This window comes from Geotalea uraniireducens (genome assembly GCF_027943965.1).
GTDB lineage: Bacteria > Desulfobacterota > Desulfuromonadia > Geobacterales > Geobacteraceae > Geobacter > Geobacter uraniireducens.
Genome location: NZ_AP027151.1, coordinates 2803199 through 2823445, shown reverse-complemented (window position 1 = coordinate 2823445; position 20247 = coordinate 2803199). Strand labels below are relative to the sequence as shown.

Here is a 20247-nt window from a genome sequence, read left to right as displayed (position 1 = left end):
GGAGATCCCTGATGAGAATCCAGATGAAATTATTCAGGAAACTCGCCCTGGCATCGCTTGTGACGATATTCTGCGGCTGCGCCGGAGCCAATTCGTCAATGAAAAGCGATCAGTTGCCCGGGCAGGTGCAGGGGAGCGTCCTGCGGGAGGTCAGTGTTGTCGGCGATGGTGCTACCACTCAGGTCGTCATTGCCGCGAACAAGCCTCTTGTCTATACCTTCTACAAGACCGACGCTCCTCCGAAGGCGGTCGTCGATCTCGCCCAGGTGGATGTCGGTTCGGTTGTTTCTCCGCAGGAGATTAACAAGGGGATCATCAAGCGGATCGTGACGGCACATTATGGCGAAGGCGCAGCCGCCATGACACGAGTTGAAGTGTACCTGGCCCGCGATGCTGAGGTTACGGCTACTGCCGATCCGCAGGACAAGGGGGTGCTGCGCCTTTCTATTCTTTCCCGAGAAGCCGGGGATGCGCAAGCGCCGGTTGCGGTGTCTTCTGTGCCGGCAGCAGAAAAGCCCGCCGAAACCTCGACTCAGAATGCTGCGGTCGACAAAGCAAAAAATACGGTTCCCGTCGTTGAAACAACGTCATCCAATTCTTCTGCGACTGAAGCGCCGGCTGCCTCGGCCAAAGCGGAGAAACCTGTAGATACCACTGTCAACGAGGAGCCAGTCGCTAAAGGGCCTGTTGTCGTTTCGTCGATTGTTGCTGCCAAGGATTCGATTGACATAATCACCTCTGGGCCGGTAGCCGATTACAAATCTTTTAGCCTGACAAAACCGGATCGGTTCGTGATTGATCTTTTTGCCGTGAAATCGGGATTCGAATCTCGCGTTGTTCCTGTCAACAGCTTGAATGTCGGGACAGCACGAATCGGGGCCTATCCCGACAAGGTTCGCATTGTGCTGGATGCGGCGGAAGGAAGACTCCCTGCTTTTGCCATTGACCGGTTTGCTTCCGGCCTGAAAGTTGTTCCTGCCAGCAACGCCGGTACGTCTGGAAAGGGTGAAGAGGCTATCGCGGTCACCACGGCGTCTGTCAAGGCCGCGCCGGTGAAAGTGGCAGAGCCTGCGGCTCACGTCGAGAAGAAGAAACTGCAGCCAGTGGTCGTTCCCTCGGTAGAGTCGATTGATTTCAAGGAGCTGGCAGATACCTCGCGCCTAGTTATTGCGATTACCGAAGGGTGCGATCTCGATAAGGCGGTGAAGACTGCCGATGGCCTGACATTTACCATCAAGAATTGCCTCCTCCCCCGCAAATGGCAGCGCTATCTTGATACCAGCGCATTTGCTGGATCGATTGAGCGGGTGACGCCGTACCAGGTAAAGGTACAAGGCCGGCATGACGTGAAGGTGCAGGTCAAGCTCCGGAACGACGTTCCTTATGAGCTCAAGCAAGAGGGGGGCAATGTCTACCTGGACGTGAAGAATCTGTCGCCTGCTAAAGAGCATGTTGCAGCGGGGGCCGCTGTGTCTGACAAGGGCGCAAAAAAAACGCCGCCGACAGTTGCACGGGATATGTCTCCCGATGCTGCATTGATGGCTATTGCCACGCCGACAGCTGGTGGAAAGGTTTATACTGGCCGGCGGGTAACCCTTGAATTTTCTGATGCCGACATTCGGAAAATTTTTCAACTCATTGCCGAGGTCAGCAATCTGAATTTCATAGTCGGCGACGATGTTACCGGCACTATCAGTCTCAAGCTGGTTAATGTCCCGTGGGATCAGGCGCTTGATGTCATCTTGGAAAACAAGGGCCTCGGAATGCAGCGCGAAGGCAATATTGTCCAGATTCGCCCGAGAGCCAAGATTCAGACTCTCGCCGACGAGCAACAGGCACTGCACAAAGCCGAGGAAAAGGCGATGCCGCTGAAAACAGAGGTGTTCGACATCAACTTTGCCTCGGTGAGCGACGTTGCTTCCCAGTTCAACGCGCTCAAAAGTGAACGCGGCACCATTACCCAGGATGCGCGAACCAACCGGGTAATCGTCAAGGATATCGAACCGGCGATCAAGGAGATGAAATTCCTGCTCAAAAACCTCGATATCCCGGAACGCCAGGTGTTGATCGAGGCACGAATTGTCGAGGCAACCTCGACGTTCACTCGCGACCTGGGGGTCCAGTGGGGAATTCACTACAAGGATGGGGCCGCATCCTTTGCGAACATTAACGGCCTCGATGCCGGTTTCGGTGGCGTAGTGGTCAATACCCCGGCGTCTTCCGGGTTTCAGGCTGCCGACAGTTCGGGAGGGGCGGTTGGTATTTCGTTCGGCTCGCTTGCCAGTAACATCAATGTCGACATGCGTCTTTCCGCTGCGGCAGTTGCTGGCCTGATCAAGATCATCTCGACGCCGAAAGTAGTGACTCTCAATAATAAATCCGCCAAGATTTCGCAGGGGCAGTCGATCCCCTATCAAACAACCTCGGCAGAGGGGACCAAAACCGAGTTCGTTGAGGCTGCCCTTACGCTCGAAGTGACCCCCCATATTACTTCCGATGGCAGTATTTCGATGAAAATCAAGGCGACGAATAACTCGGCAGGGACGGGGAGCCCGCCGCCGATTAACAAAAAGGAAGCGACCACCGAACTGCTGGTCAAGAACAGCGAGACTACGGTGATTGGCGGCATTTATGTGGATAGCGACACCGACGAGGATCAGGGGGTGCCGTTCCTGATGGATATTCCATTGCTTGGCTGGTTGTTCAAGTCAAACACCAAAACAAAGACAAAAACAGAATTGCTGATCTTTATTACGCCGAAAATCGTAAGTTAATCAAGGAGGGATGAAATGCGTAGTCTCGTTTTTCGATTCGCGATCTTATTGGGCCTTTTCGTCTTGACTGCCTGCGGCAGTAGCGGTGGGAGTGGCGGGGGGGCAACAACCTATCTGACAGCCTCTATCACTAATGGTACGTCGTCGGCGGCTTTCGCGACCTATTCATCGGTGGGGACGCTGTCGTTTACTGTAGCCTCAAATACTTACACTGGGATCACTCCTTCCGACGTTAACATAACCAAGCAGACGCTACGCTACACTCCTCTTCCCTTTGAAACGTATTCATCGGGGACCCGCGAGCGTTATTCGCCGCTATTTACCACCGTCCCGGTGGTCAATCCGATCTCTTTGCTGGTTCCCGGCGGGAGCACGGGGAAAATAGACAATTACCCGGTATTTAGTTGGGTTGAAATTGACGAACTTTTACCGATTGTCGCTGCGAATCCTTCGCTCTACTCCGGAAAATTGTTGAAGTATCAGCTTGATATAACTTTTGAAGGATACGAGACGCTGACGAACGAACCGGTATCTACCTCGATGAATTCGGTTGTCTGGTTCCTTGCGCCATGATCGGGTAGTTCATTAAACAACTTCACAGGGTTGCCAATCAGGGCAGACAGTTTGTCTGCCCGACTTTTTTGAAAAGGATCAGCAATGTTTCGTTACCTTACCGCCGGTGAATCGCATGGACCGCAACTGACAGCGATCATTGAGGGGATGCCGTCCGGTTTGAAAATTTCAGAGGAGACTATCAATGTCGACTTAGCCCGTCGCCAGTGTGGTTACGGCCGTGGTGGGCGGATGTTGATCGAAAAGGATACTGTGCAGATTCTATCCGGGGTCCGCTGGGGCGAAAGCATCGGCTCGCCGATCACTCTTTGCGTGCGCAACAAGGACTGGAGCAACTGGGAGGAACGGATGTCTCCTGATGCGCGTCATCGGGACGACAAGATCAGGGTTACCCGGTCCCGGCCGGGGCATGCTGACTTGGCGGGAGCGATGAAGTACAATCATCGCGACGTGCGGAATATCCTGGAACGGTCCAGCGCCCGTGAAACCGCCGTTCGGGTGGCCGTTGGGGCAGTGGCCAAGGCACTGCTTGCCGCATTTGACATTACAGTATCCGGATTCGTTGCGGAGCTGGGAAGTATTCGGGCGGAGCGCCCGGAACTCCCCTTGGCCCGTCTCAGGGAACAGGCTGCCGGTTCTGAACTGTTTACCTACGATGCTGCGGTGGAACCGCGGATGAAAGCGCTGATCGATCAGGCGAAAGATTCCGGGGATACCGTTGGTGGAGTGGTGGAGATCATTGTGACGGGGGCTCCCGTCGGACTTGGTAGCCATGTCCAGTGGGACCGCAAGCTTGATGCCCGGTTGGCCATGGGGTTGATGAGTATTCAAGCAATAAAGGGGGTCGAGTTTGGTCTCGGCTTTGACGCGGCTAGGCGACCAGGCTCGCAGGTGCACGACGAAATTTATTACGACTCGATCCGACTGGGCCAAGGCGAAGCGTCCGGCTTTTTCCGTAAGACTAATAATGCCGGAGGTCTTGAGGGGGGGATTTCCAATGGCGAAGAGATCGTTGTCCGGGCGGCGATGAAGCCGATTCCTACTCTTTACCGGCCGCTCAAATCGGTGGATATGCAGACCAAGGAGCCGTTCGAGGCCACCGTGGAACGGTCTGATGTCTGTGCGGTCCCTGCTGCGGCAGTTGTGGCCGAAGCGGTGGTGGCGATCGAGATTGCCGCTGCCTTTCTGGAGAAATTTGGCGGTGATTCCCTAGCAGAGATCCAGCGGAATTACGATGGTTATCGCGAATATCTGCGGGCATTCTGATGCGGAACCTCATTCTCACCGGTTTCATGGGTACCGGCAAGAGCACCGTTGGGAAAATCCTTGCCGAGAGGCTTGTTTTTCGTTATTGCGATCTCGATGCGCAGATAGTCGCTGAAACCGGGCTGACCATTAATGAAATTTTTTCCCGTTATGGCGAGGAGCATTTCCGATCACTCGAAACCGACCGGATTCGCGCCTTGGCCAATTCTGTTGGCTTTGTAGTTTCGACGGGCGGAGGAGCGGTTATTGCCGCGATTAACAGGCGCCTGCTTCACGAGGCGGGGGTAGTGATCAATCTGACCGCGTCGACCGACGCTATTCTGGATCGTTTGCGCGGTGAATGCGAACGGCCGCTTTTTCACCGCAACAGGTCGCCGGAAGCGGTGGCGGCAATGCTTGCCGAGCGCGAGCCATTTTATGCTGACGCGGACTTGAGGATTGACACCACTGGGAAAACAGTGGAAGATGTGGTCGCTGAAATTCTGCGTTTTATCGAGGGGAGATGAGTGCCGGGTAGCGAATTAAGGGTCAATCTCGGAGAGCGGAGCTATACGATTACGGTAGGGGCGGGGACGCTTGGCAGCCTTGGTGTAGTCTGCCGTGGGCTGCGGCTTGGCCGTAACGCTGCGATTATCACTAATACCACCGTTGGCCCGCTTTATAGTGACCGGGTTGCCACCGCTCTTGCCACGGCCGGTTTTACTCCCTACAGAATTGAAATTCCGGACGGTGAGGAGTACAAAAACGGTGCTACTCTCAGCCTGATATATGACGGCCTGCTCGAAGCCGGGTTGACCCGCGACGCTTTCATCGTCGCTCTCGGCGGCGGAGTTGTCGGAGATATGGCCGGATTTGCTGCGGCCACCTTTCTGCGCGGCGTCCCGTTCATCCAAGTCCCGACCACCTTGCTTGCCCAGGTGGACAGCAGCGTCGGCGGCAAAACCGGGATCAATCATCCGCTAGGGAAGAATCTGATCGGTGCCTTCTATCAACCGCGGGCCGTGGTGATCGACGTTGAAACGCTCTCGACCCTCCCCGAGCGGGAATATCTCGGCGGAATGGCTGAAGTGATCAAGTACGGGGTCGTGCTCGATCGGAACCTGTTTGAATACCTTGAAACAGCGGAGTCTGCTCTCCGTGCCCGCGAAACATCCTGTCTCACTGAAGTGATTATGCGCTCCTGTGCCCTGAAGGCGTCGGTTGTAGAACGCGACGAACGCGAGGCAGGGCTGCGGGCGGTGCTCAACTATGGACACACGCTCGGCCATGCAGTGGAGACGCTGACCGGCTACTCTACCTACCTTCATGGCGAAGCGGTGGCGATCGGTATGGTCCAGGCGGCCCGGATTGCCGCTGCCCGTACGATCGCTTCTCCGGCCGATACCGTCCGGATCGAAAAGTTGTTGCAAGCGTTTGGCTTGCCCACTGTTTTACCGGTCTTCCCGGCCGGCGAGTATGCTGCTGCCTTACTCCGCGACAAGAAATCGCGCGATGAAGGGCTGCATTTTGTCTTGAACGAAGGGATTGGCGGTTTTTCCATTGCCACGTTGCAGGATTTGACGGAGTTGCTCGAAATCTGCGGTATCCGGGGGTGATCATGGCTAACGAGGCCGAATCGTTCTGGACCGACATCAAGCGTTACGAAGACATGCTGGCCAAGGATCCCTCTTCATACTGCTTTGCCCCCCTGGCCGAACTCTACCGCAAGGTTGGCTTACTCGACGATGCTATCAATACGGCCCGCAAGGGGATCGATATTCATCCCGAGTATGTAGGTGGTTTCATGTCCCTGGGTCGTGCCTGTTTCGAAAAAGGGGACAAAGAAGAAAGCCGGGCGGCATTGGAGAAAGTTGTTAGGGTAACGCCGGACAACCTGCTTGCCCAGAAGCTGTTAAGCCAGCTTTATATTGATGCCGGAGAATCCGCCCTTGCCGGCAAAAGTCTGGAAACCATCCTGGCACTCAATCCAGACGATCTGGAAAGCAAGGTTGCCTATGAAGCGTTATGCCGGTCGACGGAGCGGTTTTCCGGACTGGGGAACGATCTCTTTCCCGGTGAGGATGTCCCCGCCGAAAATGGCAGTTGGGAGTTCGACGATGAATCCCTGCTCGAAGAAGTGGAGATCATCGAGGATTTGGCTGACGAAATTGACGAAGATGAGATGCCCGGGGCAGAGGGTGCCGAGATCGATTTCGCAGCACCACCACTGACGGTTGCTGTACCGGAAATGGCTGAGGAACCGGCAACGGCGGTCAAAGAGGAAATCCCCTTCGTTACCTCGACGGTTGCCGAGCTCTATGTTGCCCAAGGCTTTCTGGACAAGGCACGGACTATCTACACCGAAATGCTTGGCACCGACCCGACCAACGAAGGGATCAAGGCGCGGATCGCTGAACTCGACCGGCGGCTTGCCGGGGTGGGTGGATTGTCGTTTGCCGGGGAATGCGCAACGGCTTCAGCCGCGGTGCCCGATCTCATTGTTGATGATACGGCACCGGCAGCTCCGTCTCCCTTGGGAAATCCGCCGGGGGACGTCGTTGCCGTGCTTGACGGATGGCTTGACACTATCGGGAGGATTCGGCAATGTCGCTCAGAGAAACATTAAAGGCGATCGTGGAGACGGTCGAGGGGGGGCTTGGCGCGACCGTTATGGGGTACGATGGCATCCCTATTGATGAGTATCTGACCGATAGTGGCACCCTTGATCTGCGGCTCATGGCCGTCGAGTACGCCACAATCATGAAAGAAGTCGGTAGTGCCGTCGAGGTCCTCAAGACCGGTGAACTGCAGGAGCTGTCAGTCAACACCGCAATGTCACGGGTAATCATCCGGGCAATCAATGACGATCTATTCCTGATTCTTGCCTTGGCTGCGGACGGCAACTTCGGTAAGGGTCGTTACCTGTTGATGCGCGAAGCGCCGGCGATCGGCGAGCTTTTAGCGTAATTCGCGGCTCAACCCTGGGGACAAGGAGTGGCGATTTCATGAAAATTCTGGTCGTTCACGGGCCAAATCTGAACATGCTTGGCAAACGGGAACCGGGGATCTACGGCGTCGCGACTCTGGATGAAATCAATGCCGCGATCAGTGTCCTTGCACAGGAGCTCGGCTGTGACGTTACCTTTGTACAGGCCAACGGCGAAGGGGCATTGGTTGAAGCGATTCACGGTGCTCTCGGCTGCTGCGACGGGATCCTGATCAATCCTGCCGCCTATACCCATACCAGCGTGGCCCTCCGCGACGCAATCGCTGCCGTCGGGCTGCCGGCCGTCGAGGTGCACCTCTCGAATATCCATTGCCGGGAGGAGTTCCGTCACCATAGTTTTATCGCGCCGGTTGCCGTCGGCCAGATTGCCGGGTTTGGCCCTGACAGCTACCTGTTGGGGTTGCGGGCGCTTTTTACCCATATTAAAAAAGGGATTGTCACGAAGGACTGAGGTATGCTACAAACCAATCTCACTAAAGCCCGTGATTTTGCGAAAAAACACGATGTCGACGCCATCGTGTTTTTTAACATGAGTAATGTCCGATACCTCTCGGGATTTACCGGCAGTGATGGCGTCGTCGTAGTCGACGCGGACCAGTGCTGCTTCCTTACTGATTCCCGCTACACGACCCAGGCAGCCCTGGAGGTAGGCGCTTGCCAGACGCGGCAATATCGAGTGAAACTCGATGGCGTGGTCGAATTGCTAAGCGAACGGGGCTTCCGGCGGGTCGGTTTCGAATCAGAGCACTTGACCGTGGCAACACTGCATTCCCTGGTTGGCAAGCTGCCGGGCATCGATTTTGTGCCGATCGGGGAAGAATTGTCGCTGCTCAGGGTTGTCAAGTCGGCTGCTGAACTCGATCTGCTCGCCGATGCCGCCCGGATTGCTTCCGAGGCCCTGCTCGCCTCCCTGACATATCTGGCGCCGGGAGTCAGCGAGTGCGATTTTGCGCGGGAACTCGAATTTGCCATGCGCCGGGCCGGCGGGGACGAAAAGTCCTTCGATTTTATTGTAGCATCAGGTGAACGGGGGGCGCTTCCTCACGGTCGGGCGAGCGGGAAAATCGTGGCGACCGGGGAACTGGTGACCATCGATTACGGCACGGTTTTCAACGGTTACCATTCGGATGAAACAGTAACGGTGGCAGTTGGCGAGCCCGACAATCGGCAGCGTGAGATATATGCACTGGTCAAGGAAGCTCATGATCGGGCTCTGGCGGCGGTGCGGCCGGGAGTCGAACTGCGGCTGCTTGACCAACTCGCTCGGGATACTATTGCTGAACGGGGATATGGCGACTATTTCGGTCACGGGCTCGGCCATGGCGTCGGCCTGGAGGTCCACGAAAAGCCAGTTGTTTCTCCGCGCAGCGAGGGCATTGCCGAACAGGGGATGGTCTTCACCATTGAACCCGGGATCTATATCCCCGGCTGGGGTGGTGTGAGGATTGAGGATACTGTGGTAGTGACAGCCGACGGTTATCGTTTGCTGACGAAGGTTCCCAAGGACCTGTTAATAGTGTAATATGGGCGCGGCCCATTTTGCCGGGGCGATGTCTCGGAACGACCACTAAAGGAGAAATGTATGGATATTAAGGATCTTAAATCGTTGATAAAGATGGTAACCGAAACGGATATCACCGAATTCGAACTTGAGGCGGCCGAGGAGAAGGTCCGTATCAAGCGGGGCAATGCGGCGGCGGTGGTTAATTATCAACCTGCGCCGACCCTTGCCATCCCTCCCCAGATCATGCCGCAGGTCGCGCCGGCGGCCCCGGCTGCCGAGGCTCCGGCACCGGCCCCTCCTGCTAAAGGGAAAGAGATCGTTTCGCCGATCGTCGGGACCTTTTATCGGGCGCCGGCTCCCGATGCGGCGCCGTACGTCGAGGTTGGCCAGACCGTCGAAAAGGGGCAGGTCTTGTGCATCGTCGAGGCGATGAAGCTGATGAATGAGATCGAAGCGGAGTTCCGCTGTAAGATCGTTGAGATTTGCAAGGAAAACGCCCAGCCGGTCGAATTCGGCGAACCGCTCTTCGTGGTGGAGCCGCTCTAATCGGTCTGGAGCCCGTTGCCGGAGGCTCGCGGCTTTTTTGCCGCGGCTATCCGCTCCCATCTATGCCGTTCAATCAATACTACGGAGAGTTCAATGTTTCATAAAGTTCTCATTGCCAACCGCGGAGAGATTGCCCTTCGGGTTATCCGGGCCTGCAAGGAACTCGGAATCAAGACCGTGGCAGTCTATTCCCTGGCCGACAAGGAGTCCCTCCACGTCAAGCTGGCCGACGAAAGCGTCTGTATCGGGCCGGCGCCGAGCCTGCAAAGCTATCTCAATATCAACGCCATTATCAGTGCCGCCGAACTGACCGATGCCGAGGCGATCCATCCCGGCTATGGCTTTCTGTCGGAAAATGCCGCTTTTGCCGAAATCTGCGAAAACTGCGGGATTACCTTCATTGGCCCGTCGTCGGAGAGTATGCGGATCATGGGGGATAAGATCAGTGCGCGCCAAGCGGTGATCAAAGAAGACGTGCCGATCCTTCCCGGTACCAAGGAGGGGGTCAACGACGTCAATGATGCAATCCGGATAGCCAAGGAGATCGGCTACCCGGTGATCATCAAGGCTACGGCCGGCGGCGGCGGTCGAGGGATGAAAATCGTCCATTCGCCGGCAACCCTGCCCAACGCCTTTGCTACGGCCCGGGCGGAAGCGCAGGCCGGATTCGGCAATCCTGAAGTCTACATCGAGAAATATTGTGAGTGTCCCCGTCACGTCGAAATTCAGATTATGGCTGACAAACACGGCAATGTCATTCATCTCGGCGAACGTGACTGCTCGATTCAGCGCCGTCACCAGAAGATCATCGAAGAGGCGCCGTCGCCGGTCAGTACTCCGGCGTTGCGCAAGGCGATGGGCGAGGCCGCCGTCAGGGCCGCCAAGGCGGTGGGGTACAACAGCGTCGGCACTATCGAGTTTCTGGTCGACAAAACCGGCAACTTCTACTTTATGGAGATGAACACCCGCGTCCAGGTGGAGCACCCGGTTACGGAGATGGTGACCGGCATCGACATCGTGCGCGAGCAGATCCGTTCCGCCGCCGGTTTGAAGCTCCGCTACAAACAGAGCGATATCAAGATTCAGGGTCATGCTATCGAATGTCGGATCAATGCTGAAGACCCGGTCAAATTCACCCCTTCACCGGGGCGGATTGACGGTTATCACACCCCCGGTGGCCTGGGAGTGCGGATCGATTCGTTCGTCTATGACCAATATATGGTCGTTCCCCACTATGATTCGCTGATCGCCAAGCTGATCGTTCATGCCGAAACCCGTGAAGACGCTATCAAACGGATGGCTCGCGCTCTCGACGAGTACATCATCGGCGGTATCAAGACGACGATTCCTTTTCACAAGCGGATCATGGCAAACAAGGATTTCATCGAGGGAGATATCGATACCGGTTTTCTGGAAAGGATCGTTTTGGAGTAGGCCATGGATTTTCCTGAAGAACTCAAGTACAGCAAAGAGCATGTCTGGGTACGGGTCGAGGGGGAACGAGCGGTGGTCGGGATTACCGACTACGCTCAGGAAAGTCTCGGTCTGATCAGTGCGGTCGAGTTGCCATCGGTCGGTGACGAACTGGAGCAGGATGATTCATTCGGCTCGGTGGAGGCGCGAAAAGCGTTGGCCGAATTGTATGCACCCTTGAGCGGCGAGGTTCTCGAAGTTAACGAAGAACTCGAATCTTCTCCTGAGATCATGAATGACGATCCTTACGACGGTGGCTGGATAGCTGTCGTCGCCCTTCGCGACCCCGAAGAACTCAAGTCGTTGATGTCGGCAGACGATTACGCCGAAAGCGTAACCGAAACAGAAGAAGAAGAGTGACTCCGCCCTGTGGCGGCTAAGAAAGAAGAAGGCGGGACGGTAGTCTCGCCTTTGTTTTGCCTTCAATTTCCGGGGAAGTGACCGGTCGGCCTTGGCCCCGCGATTTCTGGAGTTGCCATGACTATTACCATCGGCCAGATCGAGTATGCCAATTGTACGCCCATTTTCACGGTATTGCACCGCCATTTCACCTGCTCCGGCTATCGTTTTGTCCGGGGCGTACCCGCAGCCCTCAACAAACTGCTTGCTTCCGGAGACATTGACGTTTCTCCTTCATCGTCGATTGAATATGCGAAGTACCCCGACCGCTACCTCATTCTGCCGGAGCTGTCGATCAGCGCCATCGGTGCGGTGAAGAGTGTGCTGCTCTTCTCGAGGGTACCGCTAACGGAACTCAGCGGCGCGACCATCGGCATGACCACCGAATCTGACACTTCGGTTAACCTGCTGAAGATTATCCTCGGCAAATTCCATGGCTTTACCAACCGTTTCGAAAGAACCGATCTCGCTCTGCAGCCAGCATTGGAAGCCTTTCCGGCTCTCCTCCTGATCGGCGATAACGCCCTGAAAGAATCCCTGACCACCACCGATCTGCTGGTCTATGACCTCGGCGAGCTATGGCGGCATTTCACGGGTCTGCCGTTCGTTTTTGCCCTCTGGCTGATTCGGCGGGCAACGGTTCGGGAACGGCCGGAAGCAGTACGTCAATTGAGCGCCGAGCTGATTAGCGCCCAAAGGATCGCCTATGACTCGTATCCCGAGATTGCGGCCGAGTCACCGGAACGCTCGTGGTGTCAGCAAGATGTGCTCGTCGATTACTGGCAGACGATTTCTTACGACCTGACCGCGGCACATCTGGATGGCCTGAAATCGTTTTACCGTTTTGCCGCGGAACTTGGCCTGGTGGCGACAGCTCCCGAGATCAGCCTGTATGGTGGCAGTGTGGCATGTGATTTGCTGTAACTTTTACTATGACTCAGGGCCCTATGGTGAATTCGAACTGGTTTAATGCCCTTTCCAAGCGGTTGTGGCAGGTCCGGGATGGCCTCAAGACCGCCGATTATGAACAGCATGAGGAACTTCAGGCGCGAATCTCGCTGGTGGTGAAGACCCGCTGGTTCCTGCTCGCTCTGATCGCCGCATATTGCCTCTTTGCCGGAAGTTCTTATTATTTCAGCCGGTTCGGTCTCTTTTTGTCCCGGTCACAGACCTTCTTCCTGTTTGGTACGGTGGCCTCGGTCATCGGTTACAACTTTCTGCTTCACACCTATCATCGTCGACTCTGCTGCTGCTATCGGCTCGTCAATCTGCTCCAGATCCTCCTCGATCTGGTGCTGGTGACGGTGCTCATCCACTTGAGTGGCGGAGCGTCGAGCTGGTTCTGGCCCGTCTATCTGATCATCACTATCGAAGCTGCCTTTCTCAGCGAACACAAACGTGACGTCTGGCTGGTCGGTGTCTGCGGTGGGCTGCTTTACGGCGCCTTGCTGACAGCTGAGAAACTGCAACTGGTTCCCAATGTGCGGATGCCGTTCGTCGATTCTGCCATTCACCGCGACGGTCTCTATCTGCTGCTCATCTGGCTGTGGGTAACCCTGTTGAATGCCGCGGTTTCGTTCATCGGCTCCTATTTCGTCGGCGCCCTGCGCCGCGAATCCTCTGCCGTCAAGGAGAGTGAGGAGCGGCTGGTTAATTTTCTCGATACTGCCAACGACCTGATTCTCACTGTCAACGCGGAAGGCCGGTTCCTCTACGTTAACGATGCATGGCAGAAGACCCTCGGCTATACGCTGGAGGAGACAGGTACCATCTCTTTCTTCGATATCATTCGTCCCGATTGCCGAGAACAGTGCAGTATTGAGATCGCCCGCGTTCTGGCCGGGGATACCCTCAGTCCCCTCGAATCGGTGCTGGTCGCGAAGAACGGCCGGGAAGTCGTCGTCGAAGGTAACCTGACCTGTGGCTTTGATGACGGCAATTCCCAGGTGATCTGGGGAATCTGCCGCGATATTACCGAGCGGAAACAGGCCGAGGAGCAACTCTATCGGCTTGCCCATCACGATATCCTCACCGAACTGCCCAATCGCATCCTCTTTCTCGACCGATTGCAGCAGGCCAAGGCCCTGGCCAACCGCTACCGTCATCAACTCGCGATCCTCTTCCTCGACCTTGATCGCTTCAAAATCATCAATGATACTCTTGGCCATCCGGTGGGCGACAAGCTGCTGCAGAAAGTTGCCCAGCGGATTGCCGGTTGCGTGCGCGAAGTGGATACCGTTGCGCGGATCGGTGGCGATGAGTTTACGGTGATCCTGGTCAATATTGACAACATCGACGACGTTAAACGGGTCGCGCAGAAGATTCTTCACTCACTCTCCGTTCCGTTCAATATCGATACCTATGAGTTGTTTATTACCACCAGCATTGGAATCGCCCTCTACCCGTCTGACGGCGAGAACATCGATACTCTCGTGAAAAAAGCCGATATCGCCATGTACTACGCGAAAGGGGAGGGGAGAAACAACTTCCAGTTCTACACCCCGCAGATGGATGCCAATGCCGACAAGCGGCTGCTCCTGGAGACCAGCCTGCGCAAGGCGCTCGACCAGCACGAGTTCCGCATTTATTACCAGCCCAAGGTCGACATTGTCTCGAAGCAGATTACCGCTATGGAAGCGCTGCTCCGCTGGGCACATCCGACGCTGGGACTCGTTTCGCCGGCCGAGTTCATTCCGCTGGCAGAAGAGACAGGGTTGATCATTCCGATCGGAGAGTGGGTGCTTCGGGCTGCCTGCATCCAGAACAAGGAGTGGCAGAAACAGGGGCTGCCGCGAATGCGGGTGGCGGTAAACCTTTCTGGATATCAGTTCCAGCAGCGCAATCTGCTGGAAATGATCCGCGGTATTCTGGAAGAGTCGGGGTTGGAAGCTGAACTGCTGGAGCTGGAAATTACCGAAAGCGTCATCATGCAGAACCCCGATTTTGCCGTCTCGGTTCTCAATGAGCTGAAAGACCTCGGCATCCATATCTCAATCGACGATTTCGGTACCGGCTATTCCTCGCTCGCCCATCTCAAGCGCTTTTCGATCAATACTCTCAAGATCGACAAGTCATTTGTCCGGGACGTTGAGGTCAATTCGGCCGATGCCGCTATTACGACGGCGATCATTGCTATGGGGAACAGCCTGAACCTGAAGGTTATTGCCGAGGGGGTCGAAACTGAGGGCCAGTTGAATTTCCTGAGTGAAAACAACTGCGACGAAGTACAAGGGTTTCTCGTCAGTACGCCAATGCCGGCGGGTGAAGTCGCTGCTTTCCTTCGTGAAAGGTGCGGAGCCGATTCATGGCCGATCGGCCGGGAAACGGCCGATGGTTAGCAGGTAATCGTCCAGAATTTTCCGGTGGTCGAAACAGAGTTCGACCGGCAGTTGATCCAGGGGGATCACGGCGACAGCCGCTGCGTCGTCAGCCGCCTGCGGCAGGCCATCGGCAGTGGCGATGAAAACAGTTGAGATGGTATGCTGGCGAAGATCCCGTGCCGGATCGGAATAACAGCCGAGCAGCCGCAGATTACGAATTTCCAGGGAGGTCTCTTCGCGGGCTTCCCGAATTGCCGCCGTTTCCAGCGTCTCGCCATAGTCGACAAACCCTCCCGGCAGTGCCCAGCCAAGTGGTTCGTTTTTCCGCTCGATCAGGACGATCCCGCCAGCCGTTTCAATGATGATGTCGACGGTTGGAACAGGGTTGCGGTAAGCTTTGACGGTTTCCCCGCAACGGGGACAGGTAAGTCGGTCGTAGGCCATGGTTTCCCTCCGGGAACGAACACCTGATGATGGGCTATCGACAACAAAAAAGGGAGGACTTTGTCCTCCCTTCGGTGTCTGCTGCTTCTGTTGCGGGCTACTTTTTCTTCCCGCCCGAGGCTTTCTTGGATGCCTTGAGGGGGTTGATCTTGAGGTCTTCGCCCTTGATCTCCACTTTCACGTGCGTTGCAAAATTGCAGATCCCGCCCGTCCATTTCTTGTCGGGTGCCGGATACGCGCTGCAGACCTTGCCGATGGTCCCGTCAACGATTCGCTCACACCCTTCACAGTTCTCTACCACAACCTGGCATGATCCGCCGGTGAATATGCAACCCTGCTTTCCCCAGAAGGTACACTCGGTACCGGGAAGTACCGTTTGACACTGCATCCTTTTTCCTCCTAAATCTATTGTTTGTTCCGTAACCGTCTGCTTTTGAATGTAGCAATTCCAAAAGAAAAATGTCAACAGGAAAAATCCCCGTCGCCGGCCCGTTTCGCTTGACTCACTCAAGCCGTTATATTAACCTTTTCGACGTTTGCAGCGTAAGACGCAGTCCAGGTGCGTCGCGTCGGTCGCATCTGCCGGTGAAGCGTTATCCTGCTGCTCCCGTTCTCATCTTTTCTCTGTCCCGAAAGCATTGGCGCTTCGGTCGCGTTCAGCGGCCCGCGCCATTCTTTTTTTATTGCCGGCAAGAACTCGTTGTTGAATACCTGACAAATTTGCTATAGTATTAAACCGGTAGAGCATTAACGATAAGGAGGGTTCCATGTGGGATTACACGGATAAGGTTCGGGATCATTTCCTGAATCCGCATAACGTTGGGGAGATAAAGGATGCGGATGCAGTTGGCGAGGTAGGGAGTCTGGCCTGTGGCGATGCCCTTAAACTGTATATCAAACTGGATGAGGACAAGAATCGAATCATCGACGCCAAGTTCCAAACCTTCGGCTGTGCTAGTGCCATTGCTTCTTCATCGGCGCTGACCGATATCATCAAGGGCAGGACCCTGGACGAGGCCTTGGCGGTTTCCAACCAGGAGATTGCCGATTACCTCGGCGGTCTGCCGGAGGAGAAGATGCACTGCTCGGTCATGGGGCAGGAGGCGCTAGAGGTCGCCATTGCCAAGTACCGTGGCGGGCCGGTACCGACCCATAACCACGACCATGAGGAACTGGAAGGGGATGTTGTCTGCAAATGCTTCGGCCTGACCGATGTCTTCCTGAAAAAGGTCATTGCCGCCAACAAGCTGACCACTGCCGAGCAGGTGACCCATTTCACCAAGGCCGGCGGTGCCTGCGGCGGCTGTCTGCCGCGGATCAAGGAGCTGATTGCCGAAGTGCTCGGGACCGAGGCGAAGGAAACACCGAAAAAGCCTGAGAAGCTGACCAATCTGCGCAAAATGCAGCTGATTCAGGAGACCCTGGAGAAGGAGATCCGGCCGCTGCTGTGGGCCGACGGCGGCGACCTGGAGTTGGTGGATATTTCCGGAAGCGAGGTGCAGATTGCCTTTCGCAAGGCATGTGCCGGCTGCTCCGCTTCGGGAAACACCGCCAAGTTTGTCGAGGCCAAATTGCGGGAACTGGTTGCCGATGACATTGTCGTCGTGGAGGTGGAGGGATGAAAGAGATCTACGCCGACAATAACGCCACCACCAAGGTGGACGAAGCGGTTTTCGAGGAGATGCGCCCTTACTTCTGCGAGTTGTACGGCAATCCGAGTTCGATGCATTTTTTCGGCGGCCAGGTGCAGAAAAAGGTTGATGAAGCGCGCAATCGGGTGGCACAGCTGCTCGGCGCCTCGCCGGAGGAGATCGTCTTTACCGCCTGCGGCACCGAGAGCGACAATGCCGCGATTCGCTCGGCTCTCGAAGTCTACCCGGAGCGGCGGCACATTATTACTACCCGGGTCGAGCATCCGGCAGTCCTCACACTCTGCCGCAATCTCGGCAAACGCGGTTACCGGGTGACCGAATTGAACGTCGATGGCGAAGGCCGCCTCGATCTGGATGAACTGCGGGGCGCGATCGACCAGGATACCGCCATCGTTTCGGTGATGTATGCCAACAACGAGACCGGGGTGGTCTTTCCTATCGAAGAGATTGGCAAGATCGTCAAGGAGAAGGGAAAAGGGGCGTTCTTCCACACCGACGCCGTCCAGGCGGTGGGGAAAATCCCCCTCGACATGGCGACGTCGACCGTGGACATGCTGTCGCTCTCCGGCCATAAACTCCATGCGCCGAAAGGGATCGGGGTCCTCTATCTCCGTAAAGGGGTGCCGTTCCGGCCGTTTCTGGTCGGTGGGCATCAGGAACGGAGCCGGCGGGCCGGTACCGAGAATACCGCCGCCATTATCGCCCTGGGGAAAGCCTGTGAACTAGCGGCGCTGCACATGGCCGACGAGAATGGCCGGGTGAAGGCGATGCGCGACCGGCTGGAGAAGGAGCTGCTGGCCCTCATTCCCCATGCCCGGATCAATGGCGGGCAGGCGGAGCGCCTTCCCAACACCCTCTCGATCGCCTTCGAGTTTGTCGAAGGGGAGGCAATCCTGATGCTCCTTTCCGAAAAAGGGATTTGCGCCTCGTCGGGGAGCGCCTGTACTTCCGGCTCCCTGGAGCCTTCCCATGTCCTCCGGGCGATGGGAGTCCCCTTCACCTGCGCCCACGGCTCGGTCCGCTTTTCGCTGTCACGCTTCAATGACGACAGTGATATCGAGGCGATCATCCGGGAATTGCCGCCGGTGATTGAACGGCTGCGGCAGATGTCCCCCTTCGGGCGGGAATTTCTCGATAAGTAGGCAGCAGAAAGTTATGCTGCAAAAAGGGGGATGCCGGTGGCATCCCCCTTTTTTGTGCCCGGCGATCAAGCTATTTGATGTGGCAGGTGAGGCAGAGGCTGCTGTTGGCGATGGTTGCCGCCAAGTGCGGCCGCTCCTGGTTGAGCGGGTTGTGGCAGGAGAGACAGCCGACTTTCCCCTGGACGAGGACAACTTCGGGAGGAAGAGTATCCGGGCGGCGGAGTCCGGGATGACGTCCCGCCAATTTCAAGTAATCCATGCCGATGGGGTGCCCGCCATGGACCCGGTCGATGCTGCCGGGCTCCCGATCGATGTTGTTTTTCAGCCTGATCAACCGGCCGGTGGCATAGACGCCGTCATGGCAGCTCAGGCACTGGACCGAGAGGTCGTCGATTTCCGCATCGCTCGAATCGTTGAGGGAAACCTTGATGATCGAGCCGTACATCTGGGCCGGGTCGGCGGCGTCTTCCCGGTTCATTTTGCGAATCCGGGAGATGTGGAACATGAACTGGATCCGCTTGAATGGCTTGTTGAGCGACATGACGAACTCGCAGGTGGGACGCACCGGGGGGCTGGCGCTGTTGCCGCTGTCCGGCGGGGCGGCTGTTGCCACTGCCGGCAGCAGCGCGAGCCCGGCAATAACGACGTGGATGAGTATTTTTGCGACGGTCTCGGCGCTGGCCATGGCGGCGTCCTTCCGCATGCGGAGTTGCTGTTCTGCGTCCTTTATTTCAACTCCAATGCCATGATCCGTGCAGCTGGTCAGATGTTGCAACTAGCCGAAATTATTGTCTAATAGGTGTTGCGATCGAGGAGTGGGGTACTTGGTGGCTGTTCAGGGATTGCACAGTTGAAGCAGGGAGAACGGGGAATCGGAAATGATTCCGGCCGACTGCAACGGAGAGAAATGGTTGCGCATGTTCAAACGCTGCACAGCATACCGGCCCCGGCGGCCCCCGGAGCCGGAGCCGGTCAACGGTGATTTTCCTGCAGGTCCCTGCAGATGGCGATGAGCGCTTCCAGGGCGTTGGTCACGGTGAGAATGCCGACCAGCCGGTCGCCTTCGTCAACCACCAGGACGCCGTTCAGTTTCCGGTCGTGGAGAAGCTGGGCCGCTTCGGTCAGCGGGGTGGCGGGGGTTACCTTGTATGGCTTCGGGTTCATCGCCTCGGTAACCGGGGTCTTCGAGAGCAGGTAATGGAGCTCCCAGGTGTCGAGGGAGGTAGCCTTGCTCGGCTTGAATTCGGTGACCATCTTTTCGGTGAGGATTCCGGCGATCCGCTCTCCGTCCATCACCGGCAGCCGACGGATGTTTTTCTCTTTCATCAGGTGAATCGCTTCGATAATCGTCGCATCATTGCCGATGGTAATCGGGTTTCTGGTCATCCAGCGCTCGACGTAGATCATCGTTCTCTCCTTTGTTGCGGCGGTGTCCGGCGATCCGGCCGGCCCCGGTTACATCCCCAGGAAGGCCTTTTTCACATGCTCGTTGTTCAAGAGCGACTCGCCGCTGCCGCTCAGCACGACTCGCCCCGTTTCGAGGACGAAGGCCCGGTGGGCGATCCGCAGCGACTGATAGACGTTCTGCTCCACCAGCAGGATGGTGACCCCTTGTTTGTTGATCTCGGTAATGATCTCGAAGATGAACTTGACCAGCAGCGGCGCGAGGCCAAGTGACGGTTCATCGAGGAGGAGCAGTTTCGGGTTGGCCATCAGTCCCCGGGCGATGGCCAGCATCTGCTGTTCGCCGCCGGACATGGTCCCCCCCAGTTGTTTCTCCCGTTCCTTGAGCCGCGGGAAAAGCTCGAAGACCCGGTTGACGTTGGCGTCCCGGTCCTTGCGGGCCGAGGCGATATAGGAGCCCATCCGCAGGTTTTCCAGGACCGTCATCTCCGGGAAAATCTTCCGCCCTTCCGGTACCTGGACGATCCCCCGTTCCACCACCTGGTGCGGTTCGAGCTTGGTCAGATCGACGCCGTCGAAGGTGATGGTCCCCGCGTTCGGCTTCACCAGCCGGGAGATGTTCTTCAAGGTAGTCGACTTGCCGGCGCCGTTGGCGCCGACAACGGTGACGATTTCACCCTCTTTGACTTCCAGGTTGATGTTCCAGAGGACCTGCAGGTCGCCGTAACTGAAGTTGAGCTTCTCGATCGTGAGCATAATCCTCC

The 20247-nt window shown here is 56.6% G+C and carries 21 protein-coding genes; 16 read left to right on the top strand and 5 right to left on the bottom strand.

Translation table 11 applies throughout. From position 1 onward, the window contains the following. Positions 1 to 11: 11 nt before the first annotated feature. From pilQ to QMN23_RS13180, 14 genes are all read left to right on the top strand, one after another. Positions 12 to 2774, top strand: a complete 2763-nt coding sequence (gene pilQ / locus QMN23_RS13245) for a type IV pilus secretin PilQ (RefSeq protein ID WP_281999804.1) — start codon at positions 12 to 14, stop codon at positions 2772 to 2774. Positions 2775 to 2789: 15 nt separating this feature from the next. Further along, positions 2790 to 3347: a hypothetical protein gene (locus QMN23_RS13240; protein ID WP_281999803.1), complete on the top strand. Its 558-nt coding sequence runs from the start codon at positions 2790 to 2792 to the stop codon at positions 3345 to 3347. An 84-nt stretch (positions 3348 to 3431) separates the two neighbouring features. Continuing rightward, on the top strand, positions 3432 to 4613 hold the full coding sequence (aroC, locus tag QMN23_RS13235) for a chorismate synthase (RefSeq protein ID WP_281999802.1): 1182 nt from the start codon (positions 3432 to 3434) through the stop codon (positions 4611 to 4613). Next, entirely contained in the window at positions 4613 to 5119 is a 507-nt protein-coding gene (locus QMN23_RS13230) for a shikimate kinase (protein ID WP_281999801.1), read from the top strand. Before aroC ends, QMN23_RS13230 begins: the two co-directional genes overlap by 1 nt. Continuing rightward, the gene (aroB, locus tag QMN23_RS13225) at positions 5120 to 6208 is read left to right on the top strand and encodes a 3-dehydroquinate synthase (protein ID WP_281999800.1); all 1089 of its coding nucleotides are present in this window, start codon (positions 5120 to 5122) and stop codon (positions 6206 to 6208) included. Between the two features lie 2 nt (positions 6209 to 6210). After that, the gene (locus tag QMN23_RS13220; protein ID WP_281999799.1) at positions 6211 to 7218 is read left to right on the top strand and encodes a tetratricopeptide repeat protein; all 1008 of its coding nucleotides are present in this window, start codon (positions 6211 to 6213) and stop codon (positions 7216 to 7218) included. Continuing rightward, entirely contained in the window at positions 7197 to 7559 is a 363-nt protein-coding gene (locus tag QMN23_RS13215; RefSeq protein ID WP_281999798.1) for a roadblock/LC7 domain-containing protein, read from the top strand. Before QMN23_RS13220 ends, QMN23_RS13215 begins: the two co-directional genes overlap by 22 nt. Before the next feature lie 38 nt (positions 7560 to 7597). Further along, positions 7598 to 8050 (top strand): type II 3-dehydroquinate dehydratase, encoded by a 453-nt coding sequence (gene aroQ / locus QMN23_RS13210; RefSeq protein WP_281999797.1) that lies wholly within the window; start codon positions 7598 to 7600, stop codon positions 8048 to 8050. A 3-nt stretch (positions 8051 to 8053) separates the two neighbouring features. After that, positions 8054 to 9121 carry a M24 family metallopeptidase gene (locus tag QMN23_RS13205; protein WP_281999796.1) on the top strand — a complete coding sequence of 356 codons (1068 nt, stop codon included), beginning with the start codon at positions 8054 to 8056 and terminating at the stop codon, positions 9119 to 9121. A 60-nt stretch (positions 9122 to 9181) separates the two neighbouring features. Next, positions 9182 to 9649: an acetyl-CoA carboxylase biotin carboxyl carrier protein gene (gene accB, locus QMN23_RS13200; protein ID WP_281999795.1), complete on the top strand. Its 468-nt coding sequence runs from the start codon at positions 9182 to 9184 to the stop codon at positions 9647 to 9649. Between the two features lie 93 nt (positions 9650 to 9742). Then, positions 9743 to 11083, top strand: a complete 1341-nt coding sequence (gene accC, locus QMN23_RS13195; protein ID WP_281999794.1) for an acetyl-CoA carboxylase biotin carboxylase subunit — start codon at positions 9743 to 9745, stop codon at positions 11081 to 11083. A gap of 3 nt (positions 11084 to 11086) precedes the next feature. Beyond that, positions 11087 to 11482: a glycine cleavage system protein GcvH gene (gene gcvH, locus QMN23_RS13190; RefSeq protein WP_281999793.1), complete on the top strand. Its 396-nt coding sequence runs from the start codon at positions 11087 to 11089 to the stop codon at positions 11480 to 11482. 117 nt (positions 11483 to 11599) lie between these two features. Next, the gene (locus QMN23_RS13185) at positions 11600 to 12445 is read left to right on the top strand and encodes a menaquinone biosynthetic enzyme MqnA/MqnD family protein (RefSeq protein ID WP_281999792.1); all 846 of its coding nucleotides are present in this window, start codon (positions 11600 to 11602) and stop codon (positions 12443 to 12445) included. A gap of 23 nt (positions 12446 to 12468) precedes the next feature. After that, positions 12469 to 14859 (top strand): putative bifunctional diguanylate cyclase/phosphodiesterase, encoded by a 2391-nt coding sequence (locus QMN23_RS13180; protein WP_281999791.1) that lies wholly within the window; start codon positions 12469 to 12471, stop codon positions 14857 to 14859. Here the strand turns inward: QMN23_RS13180 and QMN23_RS13175 are convergent. Next, a complete protein-coding gene (locus tag QMN23_RS13175; protein ID WP_281999790.1) occupies positions 14824 to 15285 on the bottom strand; it encodes an NUDIX hydrolase in 462 nt (153 codons plus the stop codon). The two genes, QMN23_RS13180 and QMN23_RS13175, sit on opposite strands and share 36 nt — an antisense overlap. 97 nt (positions 15286 to 15382) lie before the next feature. Beyond that, a complete protein-coding gene (locus QMN23_RS13170; protein WP_281999789.1) occupies positions 15383 to 15673 on the bottom strand; it encodes a PxxKW family cysteine-rich protein in 291 nt (96 codons plus the stop codon). Between the two features lie 379 nt (positions 15674 to 16052). Between QMN23_RS13170 and nifU the strand changes: the two genes are divergently transcribed. Together nifU and nifS are read left to right on the top strand one after the other, a co-directional pair. Continuing rightward, positions 16053 to 16907 carry a Fe-S cluster assembly protein NifU gene (nifU, locus tag QMN23_RS13165; protein ID WP_281999788.1) on the top strand — a complete coding sequence of 285 codons (855 nt, stop codon included), beginning with the start codon at positions 16053 to 16055 and terminating at the stop codon, positions 16905 to 16907. After that, positions 16904 to 18079, top strand: a complete 1176-nt coding sequence (gene nifS, locus QMN23_RS13160; RefSeq protein WP_281999787.1) for a cysteine desulfurase NifS — start codon at positions 16904 to 16906, stop codon at positions 18077 to 18079. Before nifU ends, nifS begins: the two co-directional genes overlap by 4 nt. A 70-nt stretch (positions 18080 to 18149) precedes the next feature. On the opposite strand, the gene QMN23_RS13155 is transcribed toward nifS, so the two are convergent. The 3 genes from QMN23_RS13155 to QMN23_RS13145 all read right to left on the bottom strand — a co-directional run bounded on the left by QMN23_RS13155 (position 18150) and on the right by QMN23_RS13145 (position 20239). Beyond that, entirely contained in the window at positions 18150 to 18764 is a 615-nt protein-coding gene (locus QMN23_RS13155; RefSeq protein ID WP_281999786.1) for a cytochrome c3 family protein, read from the bottom strand. Positions 18765 to 19051: 287 nt separating this feature from the next. Continuing rightward, on the bottom strand, positions 19052 to 19486 hold the full coding sequence (locus QMN23_RS13150; protein WP_281999785.1) for a CBS domain-containing protein: 435 nt from the start codon (positions 19484 to 19486) through the stop codon (positions 19052 to 19054). A 48-nt stretch (positions 19487 to 19534) separates the two neighbouring features. After that, a complete protein-coding gene (locus QMN23_RS13145) occupies positions 19535 to 20239 on the bottom strand; it encodes an ABC transporter ATP-binding protein (protein WP_281999784.1) in 705 nt (234 codons plus the stop codon). Positions 20240 to 20247: the final 8 nt, after the last annotated feature.

Excerpts from the sequence above, each read along its gene's own strand:
- pilQ (WP_281999804.1), top strand. The coding sequence starts at position 12 with ATGAGAATCCAGATGAAATTATTCAGGAAACTCGCCCTGGCATCGCTT.
- QMN23_RS13240 (WP_281999803.1), top strand. The coding sequence starts at position 2,790 with ATGCGTAGTCTCGTTTTTCGATTCGCGATCTTATTGGGCCTTTTCGTC.
- aroC (WP_281999802.1), top strand. The coding sequence starts at position 3,432 with ATGTTTCGTTACCTTACCGCCGGTGAATCGCATGGACCGCAACTGACA.
- QMN23_RS13230 (WP_281999801.1), top strand. The coding sequence starts at position 4,613 with ATGCGGAACCTCATTCTCACCGGTTTCATGGGTACCGGCAAGAGCACC.
- QMN23_RS13220 (WP_281999799.1), top strand. The coding sequence starts at position 6,211 with ATGGCTAACGAGGCCGAATCGTTCTGGACCGACATCAAGCGTTACGAA.
- QMN23_RS13215 (WP_281999798.1), top strand. The coding sequence starts at position 7,197 with ATGTCGCTCAGAGAAACATTAAAGGCGATCGTGGAGACGGTCGAGGGG.
- aroQ (WP_281999797.1), top strand. The coding sequence starts at position 7,598 with ATGAAAATTCTGGTCGTTCACGGGCCAAATCTGAACATGCTTGGCAAA.
- QMN23_RS13205 (WP_281999796.1), top strand. The coding sequence starts at position 8,054 with ATGCTACAAACCAATCTCACTAAAGCCCGTGATTTTGCGAAAAAACAC.
- accB (WP_281999795.1), top strand. The coding sequence starts at position 9,182 with ATGGATATTAAGGATCTTAAATCGTTGATAAAGATGGTAACCGAAACG.
- accC (WP_281999794.1), top strand. The coding sequence starts at position 9,743 with ATGTTTCATAAAGTTCTCATTGCCAACCGCGGAGAGATTGCCCTTCGG.
- gcvH (WP_281999793.1), top strand. The coding sequence starts at position 11,087 with ATGGATTTTCCTGAAGAACTCAAGTACAGCAAAGAGCATGTCTGGGTA.
- QMN23_RS13185 (WP_281999792.1), top strand. The coding sequence starts at position 11,600 with ATGACTATTACCATCGGCCAGATCGAGTATGCCAATTGTACGCCCATT.
- QMN23_RS13180 (WP_281999791.1), top strand. The coding sequence starts at position 12,469 with ATGGTGAATTCGAACTGGTTTAATGCCCTTTCCAAGCGGTTGTGGCAG.
- QMN23_RS13175 (WP_281999790.1), bottom strand. The coding sequence starts at position 15,285 with ATGGCCTACGACCGACTTACCTGTCCCCGTTGCGGGGAAACCGTCAAA.
- QMN23_RS13170 (WP_281999789.1), bottom strand. The coding sequence starts at position 15,673 with ATGCAGTGTCAAACGGTACTTCCCGGTACCGAGTGTACCTTCTGGGGA.
- nifU (WP_281999788.1), top strand. The coding sequence starts at position 16,053 with ATGTGGGATTACACGGATAAGGTTCGGGATCATTTCCTGAATCCGCAT.
- nifS (WP_281999787.1), top strand. The coding sequence starts at position 16,904 with ATGAAAGAGATCTACGCCGACAATAACGCCACCACCAAGGTGGACGAA.
- QMN23_RS13155 (WP_281999786.1), bottom strand. The coding sequence starts at position 18,764 with ATGGCCAGCGCCGAGACCGTCGCAAAAATACTCATCCACGTCGTTATT.
- QMN23_RS13150 (WP_281999785.1), bottom strand. The coding sequence starts at position 19,486 with ATGATCTACGTCGAGCGCTGGATGACCAGAAACCCGATTACCATCGGC.
- QMN23_RS13145 (WP_281999784.1), bottom strand. The coding sequence starts at position 20,239 with ATGCTCACGATCGAGAAGCTCAACTTCAGTTACGGCGACCTGCAGGTC.